Source organism: Micromonospora sp. HM5-17 (assembly GCF_003762835.1).
Classification (GTDB): Bacteria; Actinomycetota; Actinomycetes; order Mycobacteriales; family Micromonosporaceae; genus Plantactinospora.
Map to the genome: position 1 here is coordinate 84,966 of NZ_RJWA01000002.1, position 25,065 is coordinate 110,030.

General features: G+C 73.7%; 22 protein-coding genes and 1 pseudogene. 15 read left to right on the plus strand and 8 right to left on the minus strand.

Annotation, left to right across the window (positions count from 1 at the left end; all coding sequences use genetic code 11):
* Positions 1–46: 46 nt before the first annotated feature.
* A complete protein-coding gene (locus tag EF879_RS05695) occupies positions 47–514 on the plus strand; it encodes a GNAT family N-acetyltransferase (RefSeq protein ID WP_123555571.1) in 468 nt (155 codons plus the stop codon).
* 216 nt (positions 515–730) lie between these two features.
* Here EF879_RS05695 and rpmB read toward each other — a convergent pair whose 3' ends face one another.
* The gene (rpmB, locus tag EF879_RS05700; protein ID WP_123555573.1) at positions 731–922 is read right to left on the minus strand and encodes a 50S ribosomal protein L28; all 192 of its coding nucleotides are present in this window, start codon (positions 920–922) and stop codon (positions 731–733) included.
* Positions 923–1,103: 181 nt separating this feature from the next.
* On the opposite strand from rpmB, the gene EF879_RS05705 reads away from it, so the two are divergent.
* Together EF879_RS05705 and recG are read left to right on the plus strand one after the other, a co-directional pair.
* Positions 1,104–2,849 (plus strand): DAK2 domain-containing protein, encoded by a 1,746-nt coding sequence (locus EF879_RS05705; RefSeq protein ID WP_123555575.1) that lies wholly within the window; start codon positions 1,104–1,106, stop codon positions 2,847–2,849.
* A 43-nt stretch (positions 2,850–2,892) separates the two neighbouring features.
* A complete protein-coding gene (gene recG / locus EF879_RS05710) occupies positions 2,893–5,166 on the plus strand; it encodes an ATP-dependent DNA helicase RecG (RefSeq protein WP_123555577.1) in 2,274 nt (757 codons plus the stop codon).
* A 703-nt stretch (positions 5,167–5,869) separates the two neighbouring features.
* On the opposite strand, the gene EF879_RS05715 is transcribed toward recG, so the two are convergent.
* Positions 5,870–6,829 (minus strand): cell wall anchor protein, encoded by a 960-nt coding sequence (locus EF879_RS05715; protein WP_148086362.1) that lies wholly within the window; start codon positions 6,827–6,829, stop codon positions 5,870–5,872.
* Between the two features lie 460 nt (positions 6,830–7,289).
* Here EF879_RS05715 and rsmD point away from each other — a divergent pair, with 460 nt between their 5' ends.
* The 8 genes and pseudogenes from rsmD to mutM all read left to right on the plus strand — a co-directional run bounded on the left by rsmD (position 7,290) and on the right by mutM (position 12,831).
* Positions 7,290–7,871, plus strand: coding sequence for a 16S rRNA (guanine(966)-N(2))-methyltransferase RsmD (rsmD, locus tag EF879_RS05720; protein WP_123555581.1), 582 nt, complete (start codon positions 7,290–7,292; stop codon positions 7,869–7,871).
* Positions 7,868–8,353 (plus strand): pantetheine-phosphate adenylyltransferase, encoded by a 486-nt coding sequence (gene coaD / locus EF879_RS05725; protein WP_123555583.1) that lies wholly within the window; start codon positions 7,868–7,870, stop codon positions 8,351–8,353. The genes rsmD and coaD overlap by 4 nt, the downstream gene beginning before the upstream one ends.
* Before the next feature lie 175 nt (positions 8,354–8,528).
* On the plus strand, positions 8,529–9,026 hold the full coding sequence (locus tag EF879_RS05730; RefSeq protein ID WP_123555585.1) for a hypothetical protein: 498 nt from the start codon (positions 8,529–8,531) through the stop codon (positions 9,024–9,026).
* A 209-nt stretch (positions 9,027–9,235) separates the two neighbouring features.
* Positions 9,236–9,799: a DUF177 domain-containing protein gene (locus EF879_RS05735; RefSeq protein WP_123555586.1), complete on the plus strand. Its 564-nt coding sequence runs from the start codon at positions 9,236–9,238 to the stop codon at positions 9,797–9,799.
* Between the two features lie 9 nt (positions 9,800–9,808).
* Positions 9,809–9,982 (plus strand): 50S ribosomal protein L32, encoded by a 174-nt coding sequence (gene rpmF, locus EF879_RS05740; protein ID WP_123555588.1) that lies wholly within the window; start codon positions 9,809–9,811, stop codon positions 9,980–9,982.
* A 114-nt stretch (positions 9,983–10,096) separates the two neighbouring features.
* Positions 10,097–11,147: pseudogene (locus tag EF879_RS05745) on the plus strand (phosphate acyltransferase PlsX).
* The gene (rnc, locus tag EF879_RS05750) at positions 11,144–11,953 is read left to right on the plus strand and encodes a ribonuclease III (RefSeq protein WP_233604259.1); all 810 of its coding nucleotides are present in this window, start codon (positions 11,144–11,146) and stop codon (positions 11,951–11,953) included. The pseudogene EF879_RS05745 and the gene rnc overlap by 4 nt, the downstream one beginning before the upstream one ends.
* A 14-nt stretch (positions 11,954–11,967) precedes the next feature.
* A complete protein-coding gene (mutM, locus tag EF879_RS05755; protein ID WP_123555590.1) occupies positions 11,968–12,831 on the plus strand; it encodes a bifunctional DNA-formamidopyrimidine glycosylase/DNA-(apurinic or apyrimidinic site) lyase in 864 nt (287 codons plus the stop codon).
* Between the two features lie 21 nt (positions 12,832–12,852).
* On the opposite strand, the gene EF879_RS05760 is transcribed toward mutM, so the two are convergent.
* Together EF879_RS05760 and EF879_RS05765 are read right to left on the minus strand one after the other, a co-directional pair.
* Positions 12,853–13,746: an endo alpha-1,4 polygalactosaminidase gene (locus EF879_RS05760; RefSeq protein WP_123555592.1), complete on the minus strand. Its 894-nt coding sequence runs from the start codon at positions 13,744–13,746 to the stop codon at positions 12,853–12,855.
* Between the two features lie 101 nt (positions 13,747–13,847).
* Complete coding sequence (locus EF879_RS05765) at positions 13,848–14,849, minus strand: CAP domain-containing protein (RefSeq protein ID WP_123555594.1); 1,002 nt, start codon at positions 14,847–14,849, stop codon at positions 13,848–13,850.
* 438 nt (positions 14,850–15,287) lie between these two features.
* Here EF879_RS05765 and EF879_RS05770 point away from each other — a divergent pair, with 438 nt between their 5' ends.
* From EF879_RS05770 to EF879_RS05785, 4 genes are all read left to right on the plus strand, one after another.
* Positions 15,288–15,482 (plus strand): hypothetical protein, encoded by a 195-nt coding sequence (locus EF879_RS05770; protein ID WP_101370286.1) that lies wholly within the window; start codon positions 15,288–15,290, stop codon positions 15,480–15,482.
* 533 nt (positions 15,483–16,015) lie between these two features.
* The gene (gene smc / locus EF879_RS05775; RefSeq protein ID WP_123555596.1) at positions 16,016–19,594 is read left to right on the plus strand and encodes a chromosome segregation protein SMC; all 3,579 of its coding nucleotides are present in this window, start codon (positions 16,016–16,018) and stop codon (positions 19,592–19,594) included.
* Positions 19,594–20,214: an HAD-IA family hydrolase gene (locus tag EF879_RS05780; RefSeq protein WP_123555598.1), complete on the plus strand. Its 621-nt coding sequence runs from the start codon at positions 19,594–19,596 to the stop codon at positions 20,212–20,214. The genes smc and EF879_RS05780 overlap by 1 nt, the downstream gene beginning before the upstream one ends.
* A gap of 67 nt (positions 20,215–20,281) precedes the next feature.
* On the plus strand, positions 20,282–20,728 hold the full coding sequence (locus EF879_RS05785; RefSeq protein ID WP_158624117.1) for a protease inhibitor I42 family protein: 447 nt from the start codon (positions 20,282–20,284) through the stop codon (positions 20,726–20,728).
* 49 nt (positions 20,729–20,777) lie between these two features.
* Here EF879_RS05785 and EF879_RS05790 read toward each other — a convergent pair whose 3' ends face one another.
* The 4 genes from EF879_RS05790 to EF879_RS05805 all read right to left on the minus strand — a co-directional run bounded on the left by EF879_RS05790 (position 20,778) and on the right by EF879_RS05805 (position 24,928).
* The gene (locus EF879_RS05790; RefSeq protein WP_123555601.1) at positions 20,778–21,161 is read right to left on the minus strand and encodes a hypothetical protein; all 384 of its coding nucleotides are present in this window, start codon (positions 21,159–21,161) and stop codon (positions 20,778–20,780) included.
* Between the two features lie 11 nt (positions 21,162–21,172).
* Positions 21,173–22,726 carry a peptidoglycan-binding protein gene (locus EF879_RS05795; protein WP_148086363.1) on the minus strand — a complete coding sequence of 518 codons (1,554 nt, stop codon included), beginning with the start codon at positions 22,724–22,726 and terminating at the stop codon, positions 21,173–21,175.
* A gap of 70 nt (positions 22,727–22,796) precedes the next feature.
* Complete coding sequence (locus EF879_RS05800; protein ID WP_123555606.1) at positions 22,797–23,099, minus strand: WXG100 family type VII secretion target; 303 nt, start codon at positions 23,097–23,099, stop codon at positions 22,797–22,799.
* Between the two features lie 110 nt (positions 23,100–23,209).
* Positions 23,210–24,928, minus strand: a complete 1,719-nt coding sequence (locus EF879_RS05805) for an alkaline phosphatase D family protein (protein WP_123555608.1) — start codon at positions 24,926–24,928, stop codon at positions 23,210–23,212.
* Between the last annotated feature and the right edge of the window lie 137 nt (positions 24,929–25,065).

Here is a 25,065-nt window from a genome sequence, read left to right on the forward strand (position 1 = left end):
AACCGGAGCTGTGGTAAGGCGCGGGATCGGTCCTACCCTTTACCGCGTGAGTGGGCTGGAGATCCGGGACGAGCGGTACGACTCCGCGGTGGCGCAGCGACTGATCAGCGCCGCGCTGGCCGACCTGGCGGCGCGGTACGGCGGCAGCGGCGACGAGACCCCGGTCGCGGCCGACGAGTTCGTACCACCGGCCGGGACCTTCCTGGTGGCGTACCTGGACGGCGAGCCGGTCGGCTGCGCCGGCTGGCGCTCGCACGGCGACACCGGCGAGGTCGCCGAACTGAAGCGGTTGTACGTCTCCCCGGCGGTCCGCGGCCGGGGGATCGCCCGGGCGGTGTTGGCCGCGGTGGAGGAGTCCGCCCGCCGACACGGTCGGCGACGGCTGATCCTGGAGTGCGGCGACCGACAGCCCGAGGCGATCGCGCTCTACCAGAGCAGCGGCTTCGAACGGATCCCCGACTTCGGCTACTACCGTGGCTCGCCGAGCGTGCTCTCCTTCGGCCGCTGGCTGTGACCTCGGCCCGGTCGTGCGGGTGACTCCGGCCGCGTCGCGCCAGTGACTTCGGGCCGGCGATGCCCGGTGACCGCCGTCCGTGGCCCCGACCCTCAGGGACCGGACGCCGAGGGCGGAGAGGCGGACGGCCGTCGGCATACGGACCGCCATACGGGCCGAGATATGGACAGCCGCCGGGGCCGGTGCCCCGACGGCTGTCCGCGCGTCACGGCGTGGTCAGGCGCGGGCGACCTTGCCGGCCTTGATGCACGAGGTGCAGACCTGGAGCTTGCGGGTCGTGCCACCGCCCGCGGGCGTACGCACCGACTGGATGTTGGGGTTCCAGCGGCGGTTCGTCCGCCGGTGCGAGTGGGACACGTTGTGGCCGAAGCCAGGCCCCTTGCCACAGATGTCGCACACGCTAGCCACGGGATACTCCTGGGAATTGATCGTCCGTCAGGTTGCCGGCAGGGCACTGGCCAGGCAACCTGCTCAGGTTACCCGATGCCCGGTTCACCCGGCCAACCGGGGTTCCGCCGGTCGGCGGGACCGCGGCCGATCGTACGCCAGACCGGGCGTCGCGTCGGTGGTCGCCAGTAGGCTTCTCGCCGTGCCGCAGACCCTCGACGCCGTCGCCCTGCGCCGGTGGTGCGCGGGTGGGCTGAGGGCGCTCCGCCGACACCAGGCCGAGATCAACCGGCTCAACGTCTACCCGGTGCCGGACGGGGACACCGGCACCAACCTGCTGCTCACACTGACCGCGGCCCAGGAGGCGCTGGGGTCGGCGCCGGATCCGGGCGGCGGCCCGGACCCCATCGACGAGGCCGGTGCGGCCCGGGAGGCCGGGGACGACGAGGTGGAGAGCGGACGTTCCGGGCACGCCGGGGTCCTGCGCCGACTGGCCCGGGGCGCGCTGCTCGGCGCCCGGGGCAACTCCGGTGTGATCCTCGCGCAGGTCCTGCGCGGGCTCGCCGACGCCCTCGCCGACGTGCCGGTGGTCCGGGGGCGGGCCCTCGCCGCCGGGCTGCGGGCCGCGAGCACGGCCGCGTACGCGGCGGTGGCCGCGCCGGTCGAGGGGACCCTGCTCACCGTCGTCGCGGCGGCCGCGACCGGCGCGGAGCGGGCCGACAGTGACGACCTTCCCACGGTGGCCCGGGCCGCCGCGACCGCCGCCGACCAGGCGCTGGCCCGTACGCCGGAGCAGTTGCCGGAGCTGGCCTCCGCCGGGGTCGTCGACGCCGGCGGACGCGGATTCTGCCTCCTGCTCCACGCCCTGGTCGAGGCCCTTACCGGCGTGCCCCCGGCCGTCCGGTTCGCGGTGCTCCCGGGCCCGCCCGCCACCGCCGTCCGGGAGACCGGCTCGCCCGAGTACGCGTACGAGGTGCAGTACCTCCTCGACGCCACGCCCGACGCGGTGGGCCGGCTCCGGACGGATCTGGCCCGACTCGGGGACTCGCTCGTGATGGTCGGCGACGGCGCTTCCGGCGAGGTCGGCACCTGGCACGTGCACGTGCACGTCAACGACGTGGGGGCGGCGATCGAGGCCGGTGTGGTGGCCGGCCGGCCGTACCAGATCTCGGTGACCCGGTTCGCGGACGGGCCGGGCCCCGGGGCCCCGACGGTGGCCGCCGATGCGTCGGGATCACCCCGGCCACCGGCGGCGACGGAGGCGGCCGGGCGGCCGGCGCCGGGAGCGGCGGCCGGCGCCGCGGAACGGGCGGCGGTGGTGGTGGCCGACGGCTCCGGCCTGGCCGAGATCTTCGCCGCCGAGGGCGCCACCGCGGTGGCGCCGCACCCGTCCGCCGGCGGCCTGCTGGCCGCGATCCGGTCGACCGGTGCTCGGGAGGTGGTGGTGCTGCCCACCGACCGGGACTCCCAGGCGGCCCGGGCCGCGGCGGAGGAGGCCGAGACCCTCGGGGTACGGGTCAGCGTGGTCCCCACCCGCTCCCCGGTGCAGGCGCTGGCCGCGTTGGCGGTCCGTGACCCGTCCCGGCGCTTCGCCGACGACGTGATCGCGATGGCGGAGGCGGCCGGCGCCTGCCGGTACGCCGAGGTCTGCCCCGCCGACCGGGAGGCGCTGACCGTGGCCGGCCGCTGCCAGCCGGGCGACGTCCTGGGTCTGGTGGACGGCGAGGTGCACCTCATCGGCCGTGACCTGGAGACGACCTGTCGGGAGCTGCTCGACCGAATGCTCGGCGGCGGTGGGGAACTGGTGACCCTGCTGCTCGGCGCCGACGCCCCGCCCGGGCTGGGCGAGGCGCTCCGGGCCCACCTGGCCCGGCGGTGGCCGTTCGTCGAGGTGCACCACTACGTGGGCGGTCAGCCGTTCTATCCCTTGCTGGTGGGCGTCGAGTGACGGCGGCGTCGGTGACAGTCGAGACGGTGCACGGAGGACGGCGATGACGGGCGCGGCGGAACCGGCCGGGCTGGCGACCCCGCTGCGGAGGCTGGTCGGCGACAAGACGGCGAAGGCCCTCGCCACCCACCTCGACCTGCACACCGCGGGCGACCTGCTCTACCACTTCCCCCGCCGGTACGACGAGCGGGGCCAGCACACCGACATCCGCTCCCTCGTGGTGGGGGAGCAGGTCACCGTACTCGGCCAGGTGCGGAAGACGACCGTGCGGCCGATGCGGCAGCGGCGCGGGAACCTGCTCGAGGTGACCGTCGGCGACGATTCCGGCGGGCTGCTCACCCTCACCTTCTTCGGCAACCAGGTGTGGCGGGAGCGCGACCTGCGACCGGGCCGCTGGGGGCTCTTCGCCGGCAAGGTGACCGAGTTCCGGGGCCGGCGCCAGCTCAACGGGCCGGAGTACGTCCTGCTCCCCGACGCCCCAAGCGGCGACGGGGACGACGCGACGGCCGCGGACACCCCGGACGGCGGGGCGGCCCGTGGCGGCGCCGCCGGTCCGGTGACCGGTGACGAGATCGAGGAGTTCGCCGGGGCGCTGATCCCGGTGTATCCGGCCGCGGCGGCGGTGCCGACCTGGGTGATCGCCCGGTGCGTACGGGTGGTGCTGGACACCGTCACGTTGCCGGAGGATCCGCTCCCGGCCACGGTGCGGGCGACCCGTAACCTCGTCGGGCTCGCCACCGCGCTGCACGACATCCATCGCCCGGCGAGCAAGGAGGATCTGTACCGGGCCCGGCGACGGTTGAAGTGGGACGAGGCGTTCGCCGTACAGCTCACCCTGGCGCAGCGCAAGCGGCGGGCCGCGGCCTGGCCGGCCCGGCCCCGACCCCGGCGCGACGACGGCCTGCTCGCCGCCTTCGACGCCCGGTTGCCGTACGAGCTGACGGCGGGGCAGCGCGACGTCGGCGAGGAGATCGCCGCCGACCTCGGCACCCCGCACCCGATGCACCGGCTGCTCCAGGGCGAGGTTGGCTCCGGCAAGACGGTCTGCGCGCTGCGCGCCATGCTCCAGGTGGTCGACGCGGGTGGTCAGGCGGCGCTGCTCGCCCCGACCGAGGTGCTGGCGGCGCAGCACTACCGGGGCATGCTCGACCTGCTCGGCCCGCTCGGTCGGGCCGGCGAGCTGGACGGTGACCCGCGCGGCACCCGGCTCGCCCTGGTCACCGGCTCGCTCGGCGCGGCGGCCCGGCGACGGGCCCTGGAGGCGGTGGCGGCCGGGGAGGCGGGCATCGTCGTCGGCACCCACGCCCTGCTGTACGAGGGGGTCGACTTCGCCGACCTCGGCCTGGTGGTCGTCGACGAGCAGCACCGGTTCGGCGTCGAGCAGCGGGACGCGCTGCGCGCCAAGGCCGAGCAGCCGCCGCACGTGCTGGTGATGACCGCGACGCCGATCCCGCGGACGGTCGCGATGACCGTCTACGGCGACCTGGAGGTCTCCACCCTCGCCCAGTTGCCGCGGGGGCGCTCGCCGATCGCCTCGCACGTCGTACCGGCGACGGAGAAGCCGGCGTACCTGGACCGGGCCTGGCGCCGGTTGCGCGAGGAGGTCGCCGCCGGCCACCAGGCGTACGTCGTCTGCCCCCGGATCGGCGACCAGGCGGCGACCGCCGAGGAGGTGGGGGGCGCCGCCGGCGAGGACGGGAAGCGTCCCCCGCTGGCGGTGACCGAGGTGGCGCCGCTGCTCGCCGACGGGCCGCTGCACGGGCTGCGGATCGGGGTGCTGCACGGGCGGCTGCCGGCCGACGAGAAGGACGCGGTGATGCGTTCGTTCGCCGCCGGAGACCTCGACGTCCTGGTCGCGACCACGGTGATCGAGGTCGGGGTCGACGTCCCGAACGCGACGGTGATGATCGTGCTGGACGCGGACCGGTTCGGCGTCTCCCAACTGCACCAGCTCCGTGGTCGGGTCGGCCGGGGCTCGGCGCCCGGTCTCTGTCTGCTGGTCACCGAGGCGGTCGAGGGTACGCCGGCCCGACAGCGGCTGGACGCGGTCGCCTCCACCACCGACGGGTTCCGGCTCGCCGAGCTCGACCTGGAACAGCGGCGGGAGGGGGACGTCCTCGGCGCGACCCAGTCCGGCCGGCGGTCGCACCTACGGCTGCTGTCGCTGCTCCGTGACGCCGAGCTGATCCGGGATGCCCGGGCCGAGGCGATCGCGCTGATCGAGGAGGACCCGGACCTCACGCGGCATCCGGCGTTGGCCGCCTCGGTGGCCGCCCTGGTCGACGCCGAGCGCGCCGAATACCTCGAGAAGGGCTGACACGTCCGCGCGGACGGGCAGGCGTCCGGGCCGATGTGCCGGTCGGCGAAGGCACGTGGCGCGGCCGGCCATTTCGTGATGGACCGGTTTCGCCATGGTTTACGCGTCCCCCGGGATGGACCGCGGCGACGTTCGACCACCGGTGCGTGGGGCGCCAAAATGGCGGCCCGGGTCGGCGCCGCGCGGCGCGTCGCGGGGACTCGTCAGACCCGGACGGTCGTGTCGGATTGGCGACACACACTCGTGTCCGGTCGGCGGAAGCGGCGCCGTGGCACCGGTCGCGAAATGCCGTCACCGCGTCGCCGCGATGGTGACGTTGATGGTGACGTTGATGGTGACGTTGATGGTGACGTTCCTCGCACCCCGATGCCGGGATTATTGGGCGTTCCGGGGATGACTCCGGGCATTTCCGTGCCGGGAACCGTGATCTGGTGGCGCGGGCGGGGCGGTGGCGGTGGTACGCCGCGGGAGATTGGTCGCTGCCGTGACGGTGAGCCGGGGTGTCGCCATTCCCCGGAAACGGGAGTGGCGTGGGCCACGTGTCGATTCGACGTTCGCCCCGCGGTCCGGACCTTTGTCGTCTTCTCAGCCGTCGCCGTCCTCGGCCCCGGAAAAGGCCGCCCCGGGAAAGGCTGAGGGCGCGCCGACCGTGTAGGCCGACGCGCCCTCAGACGGATGGTTCAGCTGGTGCGGCTGCTGCCGATCAGGCGGTGAAGGTCACCCGACGGCGGCGGGCCACGATGTACAGCACGACACCGGCGGCGACCAGCAGCACGGCGCCGGCCGCGATGCCACCGGCGGCGGCACCGGTCAGCGGCAGGCTACCCTCGCCGCCGCCACCGCCCGAGGTGCAGTCCTTGGGCTGCTCGTACGCGATCGGCTCGCCCTCGGTGCCGTCGATGCTCGGCGTGACGGTCAGGCCCTCGGAGGCCGGGAAGGTGACGCTGCCGGTCTTGCCCGGCTCCACGGTCAGGGTCTTCGCCTCGCCCTTGTTCGGGGTGAGGACGACGCTGATCGCCTTGTCGGTCGGGTTCTCCACCGAGATGATCAGCTCGTCACAGGTCGACTCGTTGGTCCGGACCGGCTCGACCGGCTTCGGCGTCACCGACGGGGTCGGCTCCGGGGTCTCGGTGACCGGGGGAGTGGTCGGCGGGGTCGTCGGCGGCTCCGTGGCGGGCGGGGTCGCCGGCGGCTCCGTCGTCGGCGGCGTGGTCGGAGGGGTCGTAGGCGGGGTGGTCGGCGGGGTCTGGCACTTCCCCTTGCTCACCGCCTTGACGGTGCGCTCCTCGGTGATGATGGTGCGGCCCCGTACCCACTTCGCCCCGACGGTGAGGGTGGTGTTGGTCCCCGGCCGGTCAATGGTGCGCGTCTCGGTGCCGGTCAGCGGGCCGTCGCCCTTCTTCGGGAGAATGGCCCCGACCTTGATGTCGCCGACGTCCCCGGGCCGCACCTTGGTGATTTCGCCGGTGATGTCCCGCTCGCTGTTGTAGACCGTCCAGGTGAACTCGTAGGTGTTGGTCCCCTTGACCTGGCAGTACGTGCCGTAGATCTCGGGGTGGTGGGCGTACGCCGGGGCGGAGAAGGCCACCGCTCCGGCGGCGCCGATCAGCGTGCCAGCCGTGATGGCGAGGGCGCGCCGCATCGGAGACTTTGGACGGATCACGCGTGCTCCTGAGGGATAGGGCGTCACGGTAAGACGTGGAACCGGCGGAATGGGGGGGCGTCGTAATGGCGCTCGACCCTGCGAATAACCGCCTTCCGACGTCTTGGGCCGGCAAACCGCTGCCGGCACAGCGCCAGACCTTATCGATTGCGCTGGTACGAAAACACCTCTCAGGCGCTTCTAACGATGATGTTGTGAATCTGAGACGATTGATAGACGGCAAGTAACTGTGGTATTTCCCTCCGTGCTCCCGGTGTGTCTCTTTGTCCGATCCTTCGGTTCCGACCGGGCACCCGTCCGCCTCACTCGGTCGAGTGGTCCAATCTGGCGCGTTGACACGGCGCCGCCGGGAGGATGAGTGCGGGTACGGCCCTGCCGGAGCGATGGGCGTGGGTACCGCACCGCCGGAAGGATGATCAGTGTCGTCGCGTAGCGTCAGAGGCGTGCGGAGGACGGCGACATGACCCGGATCGTCGCCGGCGTGCTCGGCGGACGACGCATCGCCGCGCCGCCGGGCTCCCGGACGCGGCCGACCAGCGACCGGGTCCGGGAGGCGCTGTTCAGCGCGATCGGGTCAGCGCTCGACCTCGAGGGTGCCCGCTTCGCCGACCTGTACGCCGGATCCGGTGCCGTCGGGCTGGAGGCGCTCTCCCGCGGGGCCGCCCAGGTGCTGCTGGTCGAGTCCGACCCTCGGGCGGCCCGGGTGATCCGGGAGAACCTCGCCCTGCTGCGGTCGGCGACGGCCGACCCGGTTCCCGGCACCGCCCGGCTGGTGACCGCCCGGGTCGAGCAGGTCCTCGCCACCGCGCCCGAGGACGGCCCGTACGACGTCGTCTTCGCCGACCCGCCGTACGCGGTGCCGGAGGCGGAACTCGTCGCGCTGCAGGAGGCGCTGCTCGGCAACGGCTGGCTGGCCGAGGACGCCCTCGTGGTGCTGGAGCGGTCGAGCCGTACCGGCCCGGTCGAGTGGGTGCGGGGGCTCACTCCACAGCGATGTCGCCGTTACGGTGAGACCACTCTTTGGTACGGTCGCCGATCATGAGACGCGCGGTCTGTCCCGGCTCGTTCGATCCGGTCACCAACGGACACCTCGACATCATCGGTCGGGCCAGTCGGCTCTTCGACGAGGTGATCGTCGGTGTCCTGATCAACGAGTCCAAGCGTGGGCTGTTCACCATCGACGAGCGGCTCGACATGCTCCGTGAGGTGATCAGCTCCTACGACAACGTCCGGGTCGCCTCGTTCCGGGGTCTCCTGGTGGACTTCTGCCGGGCCCAGCAGGCGAAGGTGGTGGTCCGAGGGCTACGCGCCGTCAGCGACTTCGACTACGAGTTGCAGATGGCCCAGATGAACATCGGGCTCGCCGGGGTCGAGACCCTCTTCATGCCGACCAGTCCGGCGTACTCGTTCCTCTCGTCCAGTCTGGTCAAGGACGTGGCGAAGTGGGGCGGCGACGTCTCGCCGCACGTGCCGGACGTGGTCCGGGAACGACTGCGGGAGCGGCTGCGCCGCCCCGGCTCCTGACCCCTTGCCGGAAACGGGTGCCCGAGTCGACCCGCGTCGATCCCGACGTTGCGACGCGCCGGCCCCGGGCCGGTCAGACCCCGGTTCGCGACCGCACCGCATCATGGTGGTCAGCAACCCGGTTCGACGCCTCATCATGTAGGTCGACCGAAGCAACGACGGGAGTGAGGTACCTGTGGACCCGCTCGATCGCATAGACGAGATCATCGGCATGGTGGAGGCGGCGCGTTCCGTTCCGATGTCCCGTAACACCGCCATGATCGACCGCGCCGAGCTGATCGGCGCTCTTGAGGAGCTGCGGGCCGAGCTGCCTGTCGAACTGCGCCGGGCGGCGGCGCTGCTGGAGGAACGCGACAAGATCGTCGAGGCCGGCAAGCGTGAGGCGGACCGGATCATCAGCGAGGGCGAGGCGGAGCACGCCCGGCTCGTCTCGGTCAACGAGATCACCGTCTCCGCCGAGCACGAGGGCGCCCGGATCATCGCGGAGGCCCGGGCCGAGGCCCAGCGGCTCCGCGAGGAGGTCGACGACTACGTCGACACGGCGTTGGCCAACTTCGAACAGTTCCTGACCAGGGCACTCGCCTCGATCGAGCGCGGTCGGGACAAGATGCACGCCCTGCGGGAGATCGGCTCGTTCCAGGGAGAGGAGAACGAACGCCCCCTGTCGTTCTGACCTCGCCTGTCCGGATCATCCCCTCGGGTGGGACCTCCCGGTTGCCGGCGGTGCCACCGAGGTCCGGGGTGCGGGTGAGGAGCGCGACCGGCGTGGCCGGCCGGGAGAGACCCGGCTGGTCGTCCGGACGTGCCGGTGCCCCGGTTCGACGCTGTGCCCGCTGCTCAGGTAACGTGTGAGGTCGGCCTCGCACAGGCCGGAGTCTGACTATGCCCAAGCATCTACCGACCCACCTGGATCCCAGGTCGCCGTTGGTCCTCGACACGAGGGACCTGCCACGCCGACCTGGCGTTCTGCGTACGGTCGAACGGACGGTGCCGGCACCGGCGGACCTCGGCCTGGAGCTGATCGGCGTACCGGAGGGCGCGGACCTGAGCCTCGACCTGAGGCTCGAGTCGGTGTCTGAGGGCGTCCTCGTCTCCGGGACCGTCACCGGTCCCATCGAGGGCGAGTGCGGTCGCTGTCTGCGTCCGATCACCGACTCGCTGGTCGTCACCATCCAGGAGCTGTACGCCTACGAGCACAGCACCACGGACGAGACCACCGACGAGTTCGAGGTGGGCCGGATGCAGGGCGACCTGATCGACCTGGAGCCGGCGCTCCGGGACGCGGTGGTCCTCGCGCTGCCGAACAACCCGGTGTGCCGGCAGGACTGCCCGGGACTGTGCCCCGAGTGCGGGGTGCACCGGGACGAGCTGCCGGCGGACCACAGCCACCAGCAGTTCGACCCCCGCTGGGCAGGCCTGTCGCAACTGATCCGTCAAGAGGAGTAGGAAGAAACCGTGGCCGTCCCCAAGCGCAAGATGTCGCGCAGCAACACCCGGTCCCGCCGGGCGCAGTGGAAGACCACGGCGGTCCCGACCGTGGCCTGCCCGCAGTGCAAGTCGCCGAAGCTGCCGCACGCGGCCTGCACCGTCTGCGGCACCTACAACGGCCGTCAGGTCATCGAGGTCTGACCCGGAACGCGTGTGACGCCCCCGACCTCCGGTCGGGCGGCGCATTCGCCCCGGCGACTGCCCGGTGTGCCGGCTCCCACCGGCGCCGACCGTCGCGTGACGGCCGGCGTACCCGTGGAGCCGGGCACCGTGCGGATCGCCGTCGACCTCCTCGGCGGGGACGAGGCTCCCGCCGTCGTGGTTGACGGCGCTCTGCGGGCGTTCGGCGCCGACCCCGACCTGTGTCTCCTGCTCGTCGGCCCTCCCGAGGTGGCCGACGGGCTGGTCGCCGCGCTCCGCCCCGCCGACCGCGACCGGATCGCGGTCCGGCCGGTGCGTGACGCCGCGGCGATGACCGGGGACGCCGCCACGCTCGGCAGGGCCGAGAGCACCGTGGGCGCCGCCGTCCGCGCGGTCGTCGAGGGAGCCGCCGACGCCGTCGTCTCGGCCGGCTCGACCGCCGCCACGGTCACCGCCGCCGTCCTCGGATTCGGCCGCTGGCCCGGCGTACGCCGTCCCGCGCTGGTCGCCACCCTGCCCGCCCTGGCCGGCCCGGTGGCGCTGCTGGACGTCGGCGGCTCGCTGGAGGCCCGGCCGGTGACCCTGGCCCGGCACGCCGTCCTCGGCGCGGCGTACGCCGCGGTCACCCACGACCTGACCCGGCCCCGGGTGGGCCTCCTCTCCGTCGGCACCGAACCCGGCAAGGGCGACCGGGCCCGCCGGGCCGCCGCCCCGCTCCTCGCCGAGCAGGCGCTGCCGGCCGCCGCCCGCTACGTCGGGCTGGTCGAGGGGTACGAGGTCGCCTCCGGCGCGCGGGCCGACGTGGTCGTCACCGACGGATTCACCGGAAACGTCCTGCTCAAGGGGATCGAGGGAGCCTACGCGCTGGCCGGGGGAGCGCCGACCGGCGGTGGCGCCCCGCGCGCCGCCGCCCTGCTCGGGGTCGCCGGGACCGTGGTGGTCTGCCACGGCGCGGCCCGGCACGACGACGTCGCCTCGGGTATCGCGCTCGCCGCCCACCTGCACCGTCGCCGGGTGATCCCGGCGGTCGCGACCCTGCTCGCCGAGCTGGACGGGCCAACCGCACCACCGACACCGAGGTGAGCGCGTGAGCGAACGGGACGCGCGAGCCAGCCGGCTCGGTCGCCCGAGCCACGGCGACGAGCGGAGCGAGGAGACGCCATGACCAAGGAGAAGCGGCGGCGGCCGCCGATCTCGCACCTGGAGGCGGCGTTCGGGGTCGCCCTGGATCCGGAACTGCTGGAGCGGGCCCTGACCCACCGCTCGTTCGCGTACGAGAACGGGGGCCTGCCGACCAACGAGCGGCTGGAGTTCCTCGGCGACTCGGTCCTGGGCGTCGTGATCACCACCGCGCTCTTCCACAACCACCCCGACCTGCCCGAGGGGCAGCTCGCCAAGCTCCGCGCGAGCGTGGTCAACATGCGCGCCCTGGCCGACGTGGCCCGCCGGCTCGGCCCGCTCGGTCTCGGGCCGTACCTCCTACTGGGCAAGGGCGAGGAGGCCACCGGGGGCCGGGACAAGGCGAGCATCCTCGCCGACACCCTGGAGGCGCTGCTCGGGGCGATCTACCTCCAGCACGGGCTCGACACCGCCTCCCGCGTCATCCACCGGCTCTTCGATCCGCTGATGGCGGAGTCGGCCGGGCGGGGGGCGGCACTGGACTGGAAGACCAGCCTCCAGGAGCTGACCGCGGCGCTCGGGCTCGGTGTCCCCGAGTACCGCATCGACGAGGCGGGCCCGGACCACGCCAAGACCTTCACCGCCTGGGTGGTGGTGGCCGGCCGCACCTACGGCGGCGCCGACGGCCGGAGCAAGAAGGAGGCCGAGCAGCGGGCCGCCGAGGCGGCCTGGCGTACCCTCTCGGAGCAGCCCGCCGAGCCGGCGGCCGACGGCGGCGCCGGGCCCGGTGGCGGCGATGGCGGCGCCGAGCCTGGCGGCGGCGCCGAGAGCGTCGAGCACTCCGCGAGCTGATCGAGGTCGTACGCATGCCTGAGCTACCCGAGGTGGAGACCGTCCGGGACGGGCTGGCCCGCTGGGTCACCGGTCGGCGGATCGCCACCGTCGAGGTACGGCACCCGCGCGCCGTCCGCCGGCACCTCGCCGGCCCGGAGCACTTCGCCGCGGTGCTGACCGGGCGGACGATCGTCGGCGCCCGGCGGCGCGGCAAGTACCTCTGGCTGCCGCTGGACAGCGGCGACGCGATCGTCGGGCACCTGGGCATGTCCGGGCAGTTGCTGGTCCAGCCGCCGCCGGCCGCGGACGAAACCCACCTACGGGTCCGGTTCACCTTCGACGACGGGGGGTCGCAGCTGCGCTTCGTGGATCAGCGCACCTTCGGCGGCCTCTCGGTCTCCGAGGGCGGCGCGAGCCTGCCCGCGGAGATCGCGCACATCGCCCGGGACCCGATGGACCCGGAGTTCTCCGACGCCGACTTCGTGGCGGCGATCCGGCGCCGGCGCACCGAGATCAAGCGGGCGCTGCTCGACCAGACCCTGATCTCCGGGGTCGGCAACATCTACGCCGACGAGGCGCTGTGGCGGGCGCGGCTGCACGGCGCCCGGCCGACCGAGGCGCTCACCGGACCGGCGATCACCCGACTGCTCGGCCACGTCCGGGACGTCCTTCGCGAGGCGATCGCCCAGGGCGGGACCAGCTTCGACGCCCTCTATGTCAACGTCAACGGGGAGAGCGGCTACTTCTCCCGGGAACTGAACGTGTACGGCCGCGAGGGCCTGCCCTGCCGCCGCTGCGGCGCGCCGATCCGGCGCGAGCCGTTCATGAACCGGTCGTCGTACAGCTGCCCGCGGTGCCAGCCCCGGCCCCGTACGGCCCGGCCGGCGGGCCGCTGACGGGCGGCCCGGGCGGCGACGTCAGGTCGGGCATGTCTCCCGATACGCGCCGAGGTCCCGCTCCTTCCGGATCGAGGTGAAGCCGAAGCCGAGGCTGACCAGGCAGAACCGGTCCGGCGGCATCTCGTACTCGACGTGGAAGACCGTCTTGCCCGCGGTCACGAACGGCACCAGGCGCTGACACCGCGCGTGCCGGACGCACTCCTCGGTGACCGCGAAGTCGAAGTACGGCTCCAGGGCCAGCGCCTGGTCGAGGTCGTTCGTCAGCCCCGGCGCGAGCTGCGTCTGCCGGGCCAGCGCGGCCACCCGGCGGTTGAAGGTGAGCTGGTCGTCGAAGGTCAACGGGAAGCCGGTCCGCTGCCGGTACCCGTCCATCCCGACCGCCAGCAGGGCGACGAAGCCCTTGCCCCGGCAGAGCCGGAACCGGTCGGCGAGCACCGGTTCGAGCGTGGACCACTGTCGGATGTCCAGCCAGCGGCCACGTGGGGCGCCGCCCGGCTGTCCGGGCACCCGGGCCGGCTCCCCGAGTACGGCGGCGGGGAACCGCGCCGCGTCGGGGCGCGACTCCTGGTACACCCCGACCTCGACGTGGCACATGAGCCGGCGGCCGTCGGCCCGTAGCCGGCGGGCCTCCTCCAGCGAGGTACGGAAGACGTCCAGCGCGTACACCTGGGCCTCGACGCTGGCGTCGAGAGGGTCGGTGAGCTGCCACTGCCAGCTCGGGGTGGCGCCGCCCGGCCAGGGCGGCACCGGGGCGGACCGGGTCGGCAGGAACCGGCACGCCGGGGCGGGCAGCAGCAGGGCGAGGGTCAGGGACAGGGCGACGGCGCGCCGGAGCGGCCCGGTGCCGCCGCCCGGGCGTGGTGGTCGGCGGCGTACGTCAGGCCGCCGGACCCGACCGCTCCGGCCCGGCACGTCAGTGAGCCGCGGTGGTCACCGGCCGCACACCCCCTCGCCCTGGGCCAACGAGCCGACGGCCGGTTCCGGTGCGCGCGGCCGCGCACCGGGCGGCGGGCTCAGGGGGTGGCGCCGAACATCTGGGTCCAGTAGAGCCGGCCGTCGGCCCCGGTGGCCACCCCGACCCCCATCGCCCGGGCCTCGCAGTTGAGGATGTTGGCCCGGTGTCCCGGGCTGTTCATCCAGCCCTCCATCACGGCGGCGGCGGTGGGGTAGCCCATGGCCACGTTCTCGCCGATCGGCGCGTCGTACCCGGCCCGTCGGGCCCGTTCCACGAACGTGCTGCCGTCGCTGCCGATGTGCGACATGGTCGTGTGCTCGCCCTGATCCTGGCTGTGCAGCCGGGCGGCCTCGGCGAGCCGGCTGTTGATGACGACGGGGTCGCAGCCGTTCGCGACCCGTTCCCGGTTGACGATCTCGAGTACCTGGGCTTCCCGACTGTCCCCGCCCCCGCTCGACCGGGTCGGCGCCGTGGCGGTGGTCCGGCGCGGCGCCGGGCCGGTGGTCTTCCGGGTCGGCGTGGCCCGGGTGGTGGCGCTCGGTCGTGGACGCGGCCGGGCCGTGCTCGCGGTGGGGGTCGGAACCGTCTCGGCGGCGACGGTGGTGGGGGCCTCGGGGGAGGCCAGCGCCGCGTCCGGCTGTCCCGGCGCCGCCGCGCCCGGTGCCGGCCGCTGCTCCGGAGCGGGATCGCCGGGCGCGGCGGTCAGGCGGGGCGGCAGCAGGGCAGCGCCGACGCCGAGGACCCCGAGCAGGGCGGTGACCACGACCCCGAGCAGCAGCGGACCCCGGCGGCGGTGCCGGCGGCGGTGTCGGCCGGGTCGGCGGAGATCGCGGCGGTCGTCCGGACCGGTGCCCCCGGCCCTCGCCCGCTCTCCGCGTCCGTCGCCCCGGCCGGGTGCGAAGAAGTCCGACTCGGCCGGGGAGCGACCCTCGTGTGCGCCTCGTCGCCCGGCGTCCGGAAACGGGTGCCGGGTCGGTGGGACGGGCCGGGAGACGGTGCCGTCTCCGCCGATGGGGTCGTCGTCCCCGCTCCAGTCGACCGGGTCGTTCCACCCGTGCACGTTTCACGCCTCCCACGTCTCGCCGGCCGGGGCTCCGGCTGGTCGAGCCGGACGCCACGACGTACCGGTCCTGCCGTGCGGACGCTACGCGTGCCTTCTGGCCTGGGGCAACGCGGCTAAGGAAGATCTAAGGCGGGTCGGACAGCGGGTCCGAGGCGTCTGGCCAGGGGCAATGCCGAGTCGGACATCGACTGGAGCTAGACTCGGGGTGTCCGAACGGCGACCTGGTTCGTATCTCGCGACGGCCCTCGGTTTCCGATTGACGACACACCGGTGTCCAGATCCGGCGAAACTTGACTGAGCCGGGACATCGGCACACTATGTAAGTGTCGCCAGTCGCGCCCGACCATGCCTGCGTTTGTCTTGCGGGCGGGGAGTCGCGAACGAGTTGGGCGCGCGTTGGCCGGCCTTTCCGGCAGCGCATTACAAGGAGACGATATGGCGAAGGCCCTCTACGGCCACGTTGGCGCGGCGCCAGACCGGCGTCTGCTCGACGAGGTCACCCGACTGCGTGCCAGGGTCCAGGCACTGGAGTTCGAGACGACGCGGCTGCGTGCCGAGAATGACCGGCTCGCGGCAGCGGTCGCCGAAGCGGACGATCTGCTCCGGCTGGCCGAGCCCGCGCTCACCTGATCTCCGGCGTCGGTCACCGGCGCCCCGCCTGATACAACTGAATCGCACCCAGAAATCGCGCGCCGACACATTCGTGGCGGCGCGCAGTTTTGTGTGTTGGGTGTTTGGCCCGGGTGCTCGCCCCGGACCCGGCCCACGCGCGCCAGACCCCCGGGTGTGTCGCGTTCCCTGACGTACCGCGTTCGCCGACCGGTCGACGCGCCGCCGGGCCGGTACCGACGCGGCCGTCCGGCCGGTCGTTTCCCGTCGACGCCCGACCAGCCGGAACGCGGGTGATTCCGGGTGTCGGATACGCTGGTCGGCGCGCGGCGAGTCGTGGTCGGCCCCCACCCGGGTTACCCTGCGGGTTGACCAGGCTCCCACCGCGGGGAGCGAGCCATCGAGCCGGCGAGAGGGACGCGGCTGACCGGGTCGGCGACCCAGGCGGGGCGGGTCCGCCGGGCCGGCACATGCCGGATCGCCAGAGCGGCGGATCCACCCGACGGTCCGCACGCCGACCATCCGGGTGCGGCACGTCGACGAGGAATGCGAACGTGTATCTCAAGAGCCTGACGGTGAAGGGCTTCAAGTCCTTCGCCTCCAGCACGACCTTCCGGCTGGAGCCGGGGATCACCTGCGTGGTGGGGCCGAACGGCTCGGGCAAGTCGAACGTCGTCGACGCCATCGCCTGGGTGCTCGGAGAGCACAGCGCCAAGGCGCTGCGCGGCGGCAAGATGGAGGACGTGATCTTCGCCGGCACCGCCGGCCGGGCCCCGCTGGGTCGGGCCGAGGTGACGCTCACGATCGACAACAGCGACGGCGCCCTGCCGATCGAGTACACCGAGGTGTCGATCACCCGCCGGATGTTCCGCTCCGGCGAGAGCGAGTACGAGATCAACGGTGACTCCTGTCGGCTCCTCGACATCCAGGAGCTGCTCTCCGACTCCGGCATCGGGCGCGAGATGCACGTCATCGTCGGTCAGGGCCAGTTGGACGCCGTCCTGCACGCCAAACCGGAGGACCGCCGGGCGTTCATCGAGGAGGCGGCCGGCGTACTCAAGCACCGCAAGCGCAAGGAAAAGGCGCTGCGCAAGCTCGACGCGATGCAGGTCAACCTGAACCGGCTCACCGACCTGACCGCGGAGCTGCGCCGCCAGCTCAAGCCGCTGGGCAAGCAGGCCGAGGTGGCGCGCCGGGCCGCCGGGATCCAGGCCGACCTCCGGGACGCGCGGCTGCGACTGCTCGCCGACGACCTGGCCACGCTCCGCGCCACCCTCGAGAAGGAGATCGCCGACGAGGCGGCGTTGCGGCAGCGGCGCGAGGAGGTGGAACGGGAGTACACCGAGGTGCAGACCCGGCTGGCGGAGCTGGAGGCCGAGCTCGCCGAGAGCGCCCCGCTCCTCGCCCGGGCCCAGGACACCTGGTACCAGCTCTCCGCGCTCGCCGAACGCTTCCGGTCCACCGAACAGCTGGCCCGGGAGCGGCTGCGCCACCTCAGCGCCACCCCCGATGACGAGCGACCCGGTCGCGATCCGGAGGAACTGGAGGCCGAGGCCGAAGCCATCCGCGAGCAGGAGGAGGAGCTGCGCGCCGCGCTCACCGAGGACCAGGTCCGGCTCGCCGAGGCGGTGGAGCACCGCCAGCAGCTCGAACGGCAGCTCGCCGAGGCGGAGCGCGCGCTGGTGGCGGCGGCGAAGGCGATCGCCGATCGGCGGGAGGGGCTCGCCAGGCTGACCGGGCAGGTCAACTCCGCCCGGGCCCGGGCCAGCTCGGCGGCGGAGGAGATCGAACGGCTCGCCGCCGCGCACGCCGAGGCGCAGCTGCGGGCCGAGGCGGCGCAGGCCGAACTCGACGCGGTGGCCGAGCAGTCCAGCGAGGCGGACCGGGACAACGCCGAGCTGGACGCCCGGCACGCCGAGGCGGTCGCCGCCCACGAGGCCGCGGCGGCGACCGTGCGTTCCCTCTCGGACGCGGAGCGGGCGGCGGAGAAGGAGGCGGCGACCTGGAAGGCCCGGGAGGAGGCCCTGGCCCTGGGCCTGCGCCGCAAGGACGGGGCCGGGGCGCTGCTGGCCCGGGCCGAGACGATACCCGGCCTGCTCGGCAGCCTGGCCGGGATGCTCACCGTCGCGCCGGGCCACGAGGCGGCGCTGGCCGCCGCCCTCGGCGGGCTCGCCGACGCGGTCGCGGTCGCCGGGGTCGACGAGGCGGCCGAGGCGATGCGCTGGCTGCGGATCTCCGACGCCGGGCGCGCCGAGTTCCTGGTCGGCGGCCAGGCCGGACCGGGCATGATCGGCTCCGCCGACGCGCTGCGGCCGGCGCTGCCGCCCGGGGCGCGGTGGGCGCCGGACCTGGTCGGCTGCCCCGACGAGGTCCGGCCGGCCGTGCACCGGGCACTGCGGGACGTCGTCCTGGTCGACGACCTCGCGGCGGCCACCCGGCTGGTGACGGAGAACCCCGAACTGCGCGCGGTCACCCCGGACGGGGACGTGATCGGCGGGTACACCGCGGCCGGCGGCTCGGCGAAGGCGCCCAGCTACCTGGAGGTGCAGGCCGCCGTCGAGGAGGCCCGGGCCAACCGGCTCGCCGCCGAGCAGACCGTCGCCGGGCTGCGCGAACAGCTCGCCGCCGCCCGCGAGGAGCTGGCGGAGCGGAAGGCGGAGGTCGCCGCCGCGGCGGCCGTCAAGCGGGAGGCGGAGGGACACCGCAACGCCGCCGCCCGCCGGCTCGCCGAACTCGGCGCCGCCGCCCGGTCGGCGAAGGCGGAGATGGACCGGCTCGCCGAGGCGCGGGCCCGCGCCGAGCAGGCCCGGGAACGTGACCTCGCCGCCCTCGCCGAGCTGGAGGAGCGGCTGCGGATCGCCGAGGCGACTCCGATCGACGCCGAACCCTCGACCGAGGAGCGCGACGAGATCGCCGCGTACCTTCCGCAGGCCCGGCAGAACGAGATGGAGGTCCGGCTCGCCGTCCGTACCGCGGAGGAGCGGGTCGCCTCGATCGCCGGCCGCGCCGACTCGCTGCTGCGCCAGGCCGCGGCGGAGCGGGCGGCCCGGGAGCGGGCCGCGGCCCGCCGGGCCGCCCGGGCCCGCGGCGCGGCGATCGCCCGGGCGGTGGAGATCGGCGCCCGGGAGGCGCTGACCCGGCTCGCGGTCTCGCTCGCCGCCGCCGAGCAGCACCGCGACGAGGTGGCGAAGGTGCGCTCCGCCCGGGAGGCCGAGCTTCAGGAGGTACGCGGCGCGGCCAAGCGGCTCGGCGCGGACCTGGAGCGGCTGACCAGCGCGGTGCACCGCGACGAGGTGGCCCGCGCCGAGCAGCGGATGCGGATCGAGCAGTTGGAGGCGAAGGCCGCCGAGGACTTCGGGCTCGACGTGGAGACGCTGATCGCCGAGTACGGCCCGCAGCAGCCGGTACCGCCGACCCAGGCCGAGGTCGCCGCCGCCGAGCGGGAGGGCCGGCCGGTGCCGGAGCCGGTGCCGTACGAGCGGGCGGTGCAGGAGAAGCGGGCCGCGAAGGCGGAACGGGAGCTGGCGCTGCTCGGCAAGGTCAACCCGCTCGCCCTGGAGGAGTTCGCCGCGCTGGAGGAACGGTACAAGTTCCTCTCCGAGCAGCTCGAGGACCTCAAGGCGACCCGGCGGGACCTGCTCACCGTCGTCAAGGACGTCGACGACCGGATCCTGGAGATCTTCGCCAGCGCCTTCGCCGACACGGCGAAGGAGTTCGAGGAGGTCTTCACCGTGCTCTTCCCCGGCGGCGAGGGGCGGCTGGTGCTCACCGACCCGGACGACCTGCTCACCACCGGCGTCGAGGTGGAGGCCCGTCCACCCGGCAAGAAGATCAAGCGACTGTCGTTGCTCTCCGGTGGTGAGCGGTCGCTCACCGCCATCGCCCTGCTCGTCGCGATCTTCCGGGCCCGTCCCAGCCCGTTCTACATCATGGACGAGGTGGAGGCGGCGCTCGACGACGTCAACCTCGGCCGGCTGATCACCCTCCTCACCCAGTTGCGGGCGAAGAGCCAGCTGATCATCATCACCCACCAGAAGCGGACCATGGAGGTGGCCGACGCCTTGTACGGCGTGACGATGCGCAACGGGATCACCCAGGTGATCAGCCAGCGGCTCCGTACCGAGGACGCCTGATGCGCCGGGAACGGCCGGTCGCGCTCCTGATCGACCTAGACGGCGTACTGCGGCGGTGGGATCCGGAGGCCGCCGCCGCGGCGGAACGCCGGCACGGCCTGCCGGCGGGGGTGTTGCGCGACACCGCGTTCGCCTGGTCGTTGCTGCAACCGGCGATCACCGGGCAGCTCCGGCACGCCGACTGGATGGCGGCGGTGGTCGACGCCGTGGCCGAGGCGGCCGGCGGGCGGGAGAACGCGCAGGCGGCGGTGGACGAGTGGCAGGCGGACCGGGGAAGCGTCGACCCGGACGTCCTGGCCTTCGTCCGCCAGGTCCGGTCCGCCGGCGTACGGGTCGGGCTGGCGACCAACGCCACCGACCTGCTCGACGCCGACCTGAAGCTCCTCGGCCTGACCGACGAGGTCGACGTGGTGGTCAACTCCTCGACGCTGGGGGTGCCCAAGCCGGCGAAGGAGTACTTCCAGCACGCGTGCGTGGCGGTCGGCGCCCCGCCGTCCCGGGTGCTCTTCGTCGACGACGAGGACCGGGCGATCCGCGGCGCCCGGGTCGCCGGGCTGTCGGCGTACCGGTGGAACGGACCGGACGATCTGCGCTACCTCCGGGCGGTGCTCGCACTCTGACCGCCGCAGTCGATCGTTGCGCGGCCAGTGCACTCGCACCTGGCGCCCGGCAGATATCGTGTCGGCCGTGATCTCCGTCAGGCGTGTGGTGTCCATCGTGGTCGTGGTTGCGGTGCTGGCTGTCGCCGCCGCACTGGGTGGAGCGCTGATCCGGCGGCACGTCGTCTACGGCACGGTCCTGGACGCCTCGTCGCCCTCGGTCACCGTAAAGGTCGGTGACCGGTTCTCACTGAAGGTGCCGGACCGTGGACCCTCGGTCGGGGACAGGTGGTCGGCCACGGCCGAGCCGGACGGCGTGGTGACGCTGGTCGGTGACGAGCTGATCTCGAACAGCCTGTCCGACCGGCTGTTCGGGCCGTCGATCGGGGGTGGGGGCGGCAAACACTACTTCCGGTTCGACGCGGAACGCGCCGGACAGGTGACCGTCACCCTGACCAACTGTTTCCAGGGCTGCTGGGACGAGCGGACCAGGGCGGAGTCGACAACGGTCACCTGGACGGTGACCGTCTCCTGAGGCCCTGCCGGTCGTCTGAGGGCCTGGACGGTGACGGTCTCCGGGAGGCTCAGCCCGGCCGGCCCGCTCCCGCCTGCCGGCGGGCTGCCACGACCAGGGCGACGCTCTCCAGCCAGCGCGCCACCGTCTCGTCGTACGCCGGACCCCGCTCGGTGACCGAGTCCGCCGCGCCGAGCCAGGTCGCGGCGAGGGCCGCCTGCTCGGGCGTGGGCAGCGGCTCCGGCAGGGTGACCGCGTACCCGACGCCGCCGCGCCGGACCACCTCGGCCAGGAAGGTCAGCGAGCGGGGCTGGGTGCCGAGCCGGTCGGCCGCCAGGGCCGCGGCGACCGTCACCTCCCCGGCCGGGGCCCGTCCCGACCGGAGTCCGGCCACCAGTCCCGCCGGTACGTCGATGGTCCGCAGCTCGTCCTCGTCGGTTCGCCGATTGGTCATCGCGCCCCTCCTCACTTCGGCAGCCGGACGCTGGTGAACTCTTTCGGTACACCGTTGCCGATCGAGTCGAGGCGGCCGTTGACGAAGTCGTCCTCATCGACCCAGACCGTGTACCCCCACGGGTTGTAGATCTGGAGCCGGTCGCCGTCGTGGCCGATGATCAGCATCTGGTGTCCGCCGTTGCCGTCCCGGCTGGAGAACGGCACCGGGTGCCCCTCGTCCACCGCGCGTTCGATCTCCGGCAGCACCGCGCGGCGCTCGTCCGCGTTGCCGACGTTCCGGTTCTCGTAGTCCGCGCCGGTGTGGGAGCCGATCTCCTGGTCGGCGACGGTCGCCGACTGGTTGTTGGTCATCCCGTCGGTGCCGATCAACGGCAGGTTCTGGTACCAGGAGCGCCCGCCGTCGTAGACCCGGAACTGCTCGTCCCGCAGCCGCCGGGCGAAGGCCTCGCCGTTGTCGTACGCCGGGTCGCCGGGGTGGCCGCCGGTGGTGAGTTCGAGCGCGTACAGCGGGTCGACCATGGCCCGGGCGGTGACCGTGGAGGAGGCCACGCAGGTCGGGTACTGCCCCTGGGTCCACTGGGCGCCGTCGAACGTCGTGGGCCGCTGCTGCCCGCTCGGCGCCGAGTCGCCCCCGATCGGGTTGAGGTGTGCGCACAGCCAGGCCGGGTCGTCGCCGTACGGGGCGATGAGGCGGTTGAACTCGGTGATCTTGTCAATGTCGTAGCCGGCGGCCAGCGCGCGCATCAGGTATGCCCGGTGCTCCGGGCTGCCCGCCCCGGCCAGCAGCTGTTCCATCCGGGCCCGGTCCGCCTCACTCATCGCGGCCAGGCGGTCGGCCGCCCGGTCGGCCATCGCGGCGGTGAGAATCGCCCCGTCCACACTGGTGCCGCTGCTGCCGGCGTCGATCAGCAGCAGTTCGTCCAGGGCGGACAGCGGCGAGTCGGCCAGCCGCTGCAACCGGGCCTGCGAGGCGAGGTCATGGAAGGTGCTGCTGACCTCGCGGGACGTCTCGGCGAGCGCGCTGTGCGCGTCGACCCGGTCACCGATCCCGGCGATGGCCAGCTGGTGCGCCCGGTGCATCTTGTCGCCGTCGTAGTGCAGCGGGTCGATGAACGGGCCGGCGGTGATCTCCTCGGTCAGCCCGTACGCCTCATGCAGTGGCGTCAGCCCGTCGCGGTCCCGCTTCTGCGCGGCCCCCACGGCGTCGGCCAGCCGGAACAGCTCCTTGGCGATTCGGCCCAGTACGCCGACGCCACGCTCCAGCCCACGTTCGGCGGCGGCGAGCGCGTCGGTGGCGGCGACCTGGGTATCGCCGGCCCAGACCCTGGGCAGCCGCTGCCGTCGGATCTCGCCGATCGCCAACAACGCCTCGTCGAGAACCTTCTCGGCCCGGCGGTAGTCGCCGGCGAGTGATTCCAGACCGGACGGATAACCGCTCGGTCCGGACACCTGGATCGCGTTACGCAGCGAGTAGTGCAGCGCGCCCGAGTTCCACATGCCGTTCTGGCCGGCGATGCCGCCCTGGAGTTCCTTGAGTCGGGGCAGTGGGGTGTCGTCGCTCATGCCGGTCCTCCGTCCCGCGTCGCTGGTGCCCGGGCGGGCAGCCCGGACCGGGTCGCCGTCCACTGTCTGGTTATCGGTGACCTCCGCCCAGCCGGCGGGCCGCGTCCCGGTCGGATCGGTCGTAGTTGTCGGCCGCCTTCTCCAACGCGTCGGCGAGCTGTCGGATGGCCTCGGCGAAGGCGCCGAGTTCCGCCCGCCAGGCCTGGGAGACGGCCTGGTAGCCGTCGCGACTGCCGTACTGGTCGAAACCGATCAGTATGCCGCCGCCCTCGGTGGCCGAGGTAGCCTCGCACGCCCCACCGACGCCGTTCGCGACCTCATCCCGTAGCCGCTTCGCCGTCGCCCGCAATTCGGCCGCGTCCACCTGCAACATTCGGCCGCCTCCCCTCGTCCACGAAGCACGATATCGCCCGGTGTCACCCCGGTGGGGCCCGTGGTGCCGCGGTGGAGTCAGCCGACGCCGAGGCCGGAACGGGGCCGCGGTCAGCCGGTGAGGGTACGTCGGGCCACGGTGTGCAGGGTGCCGTCGGGGCGGGTGCCCTCGATCGTCACCTCGGCGGTCCGACCCTCGTGGCGCAGGGTGGCCACCGCGTTGCCGAAGTACGGCCCGGCGAGCTTGCGCCACCGCACCGGGGGCCGGCGCACCCCGGCCGTCCGGGCGAGCGCCCGAGCCGCCACCGACGGTAGTCGCCACCAGCCGACCCGGAGCAGCGGACGCATCGGGGCCGGCACCTGGTTGTGAAACGGCGAGCAGGTCAGCTGGTGCACCGCGGTCGCCACCGGTGTGCCCCGGAACCGGGCCCGGGCGATGTACGAGTGGTGGACGTCGCCGGAGAGGACGCTGATCGACGCCGGCGGTGGGCAACCCGGGTCGGCGCCCCCGACCGCCCCGGTGCCGACCCGGACGAAGAGGGCGGCGAGCGCGTCGAACGAACGCCGGAACGCGGCCCAGTGCTCCAGATCGAGCGCCCGACGCAGTCGCTCCGAGAACGCCGCCACCCCGGGTCGGGGCGAGCCGGCCAGCCGCTCGTTCCACGACTCGACGTGGTGGATGCCGGGCGGCAGCAGCCAGGGCAGCGACGACCCGACCACCAGGTGGTCGTGGTCTCCCCGCACCTGGTCGGTGAACCAGGCCCACTCGGCCGGCGGCAGCATCGCCCGGTGCGCCCGGTCCAGCACCCGGCTGCACCGGTTGTCCAGCACCACCACCCGGGTCCGGCCCACGTCCAGGGCATAGCTCCACTGGTAGCGTCCGGCGACCGCCGCGGCGTCCGGCGACTCGCCCCGGCCGAGGGCCGCGTCGTACCCGACCGCCTCGGCGTCGACCCGGCGGCCGAACGCGCGCAGCACCTCGGTGGCGTCGTCCCCGGCCGCCCGGACCGCGGTGTAGACCGGGTCGGTCGCCAGCTCCTCCGGGGCCAGGTTGCCGAGGTGCTGGTAGACCCAGTACGACGCCAGCCCACTGGTGATCCGCTCCGACCACCACGGTTGCCGGTGTGCCTCGAGCCGCCACGGCGTCGAGGTGTTCCAGTCGTCGATGATCTCGTGGTCGTCGAAGATCATCACGCTCGGCACGGTGGAGAGCAACCAGCGGATCTCGGGATCCCGCCACGACTCGAGGTACAGCTTCGTGTACTCGTCGAAGCTGACCACCTGGTCGGGTGGGGCGCCCACGCTCCGGTCGCGTCGGCGCCGCAGCAGGGTGCGCACCGTCGGCGAGGGCTGGTCCGCGTACACCTGGTCCCCGAGCAGGAGCAGCAGATCCGGCCACCGGGCCGGGTCGGGCGCGGCCATCATCCGCCGGGCGTACGCGTCGAGCGCGTCCGGCGGCAGCCGGCGGGCCGTGGCACGCTGGGTCGTCTCCCGGCAGGAGCCGAAGACGAGGCGGACCGTGGGATCATCCGCCCGGCGGGTACGGATCACACTCGGCGGTAGCGACGACCCCGGCTCCGGCCAGACCGGCTCGTCGTCCAGGAAGACCTCGTAGGGCGTGACCGCGCCGGGCCGAAGCCCGTCCACCACCACCAGGGCGTAGTGGTGCCCGAAGGCGCGGAACGTGGCCGCCTCGCCGCCCGCGCCGTCGGGGGTGCGGACCCGGACGACAGCCGGGGCGCTGGTCTCCACCCAGACGGTGGCCCGGGTCTCGACGACCCGGCGCAGAACCGGGCCGATCAGCAGCCGGGCGGCGGGCCGGGTGGGCATCACGCGATCTCCGAGCGGTGGGGTGGTCGGGCGCAACACGCTCCGGGCAGCCTACCCGGGCCGGATCGGCACGGGACACGTCCGGCCGCCGCGCCTGGACGTTCGCCGTCTGACAGGATCGTCCGCATGGACAACCT

What these genes read in the sequence shown, in the direction of transcription:
- recG (WP_123555577.1), top strand. Translation starts at nt 2,893, where the DNA reads ATGACGGGCGCGGCGGAACCGGCCGGGCTGGCGACCCCGCTGCGGAGG.
- rsmD (WP_123555581.1), top strand. Translation starts at nt 7,290, where the DNA reads ATGACCCGGATCGTCGCCGGCGTGCTCGGCGGACGACGCATCGCCGCG.
- EF879_RS05780 (WP_123555598.1), top strand. Translation starts at nt 19,594, where the DNA reads ATGCGCCGGGAACGGCCGGTCGCGCTCCTGATCGACCTAGACGGCGTA.
- EF879_RS05735 (WP_123555586.1), top strand. Translation starts at nt 9,236, where the DNA reads ATGCCCAAGCATCTACCGACCCACCTGGATCCCAGGTCGCCGTTGGTC.
- EF879_RS05790 (WP_123555601.1), bottom strand. Translation starts at nt 21,161, where the DNA reads ATGACCAATCGGCGAACCGACGAGGACGAGCTGCGGACCATCGACGTA.
- mutM (WP_123555590.1), top strand. Translation starts at nt 11,968, where the DNA reads ATGCCTGAGCTACCCGAGGTGGAGACCGTCCGGGACGGGCTGGCCCGC.
- EF879_RS05805 (WP_123555608.1), bottom strand. Translation starts at nt 24,928, where the DNA reads ATGCCCACCCGGCCCGCCGCCCGGCTGCTGATCGGCCCGGTTCTGCGC.
- EF879_RS05800 (WP_123555606.1), bottom strand. Translation starts at nt 23,099, where the DNA reads ATGTTGCAGGTGGACGCGGCCGAATTGCGGGCGACGGCGAAGCGGCTA.
- rnc (WP_233604259.1), top strand. Translation starts at nt 11,144, where the DNA reads ATGACCAAGGAGAAGCGGCGGCGGCCGCCGATCTCGCACCTGGAGGCG.
- coaD (WP_123555583.1), top strand. Translation starts at nt 7,868, where the DNA reads ATGAGACGCGCGGTCTGTCCCGGCTCGTTCGATCCGGTCACCAACGGA.
- EF879_RS05770 (WP_101370286.1), top strand. Translation starts at nt 15,288, where the DNA reads ATGGCGAAGGCCCTCTACGGCCACGTTGGCGCGGCGCCAGACCGGCGT.
- EF879_RS05795 (WP_148086363.1), bottom strand. Translation starts at nt 22,726, where the DNA reads ATGAGCGACGACACCCCACTGCCCCGACTCAAGGAACTCCAGGGCGGC.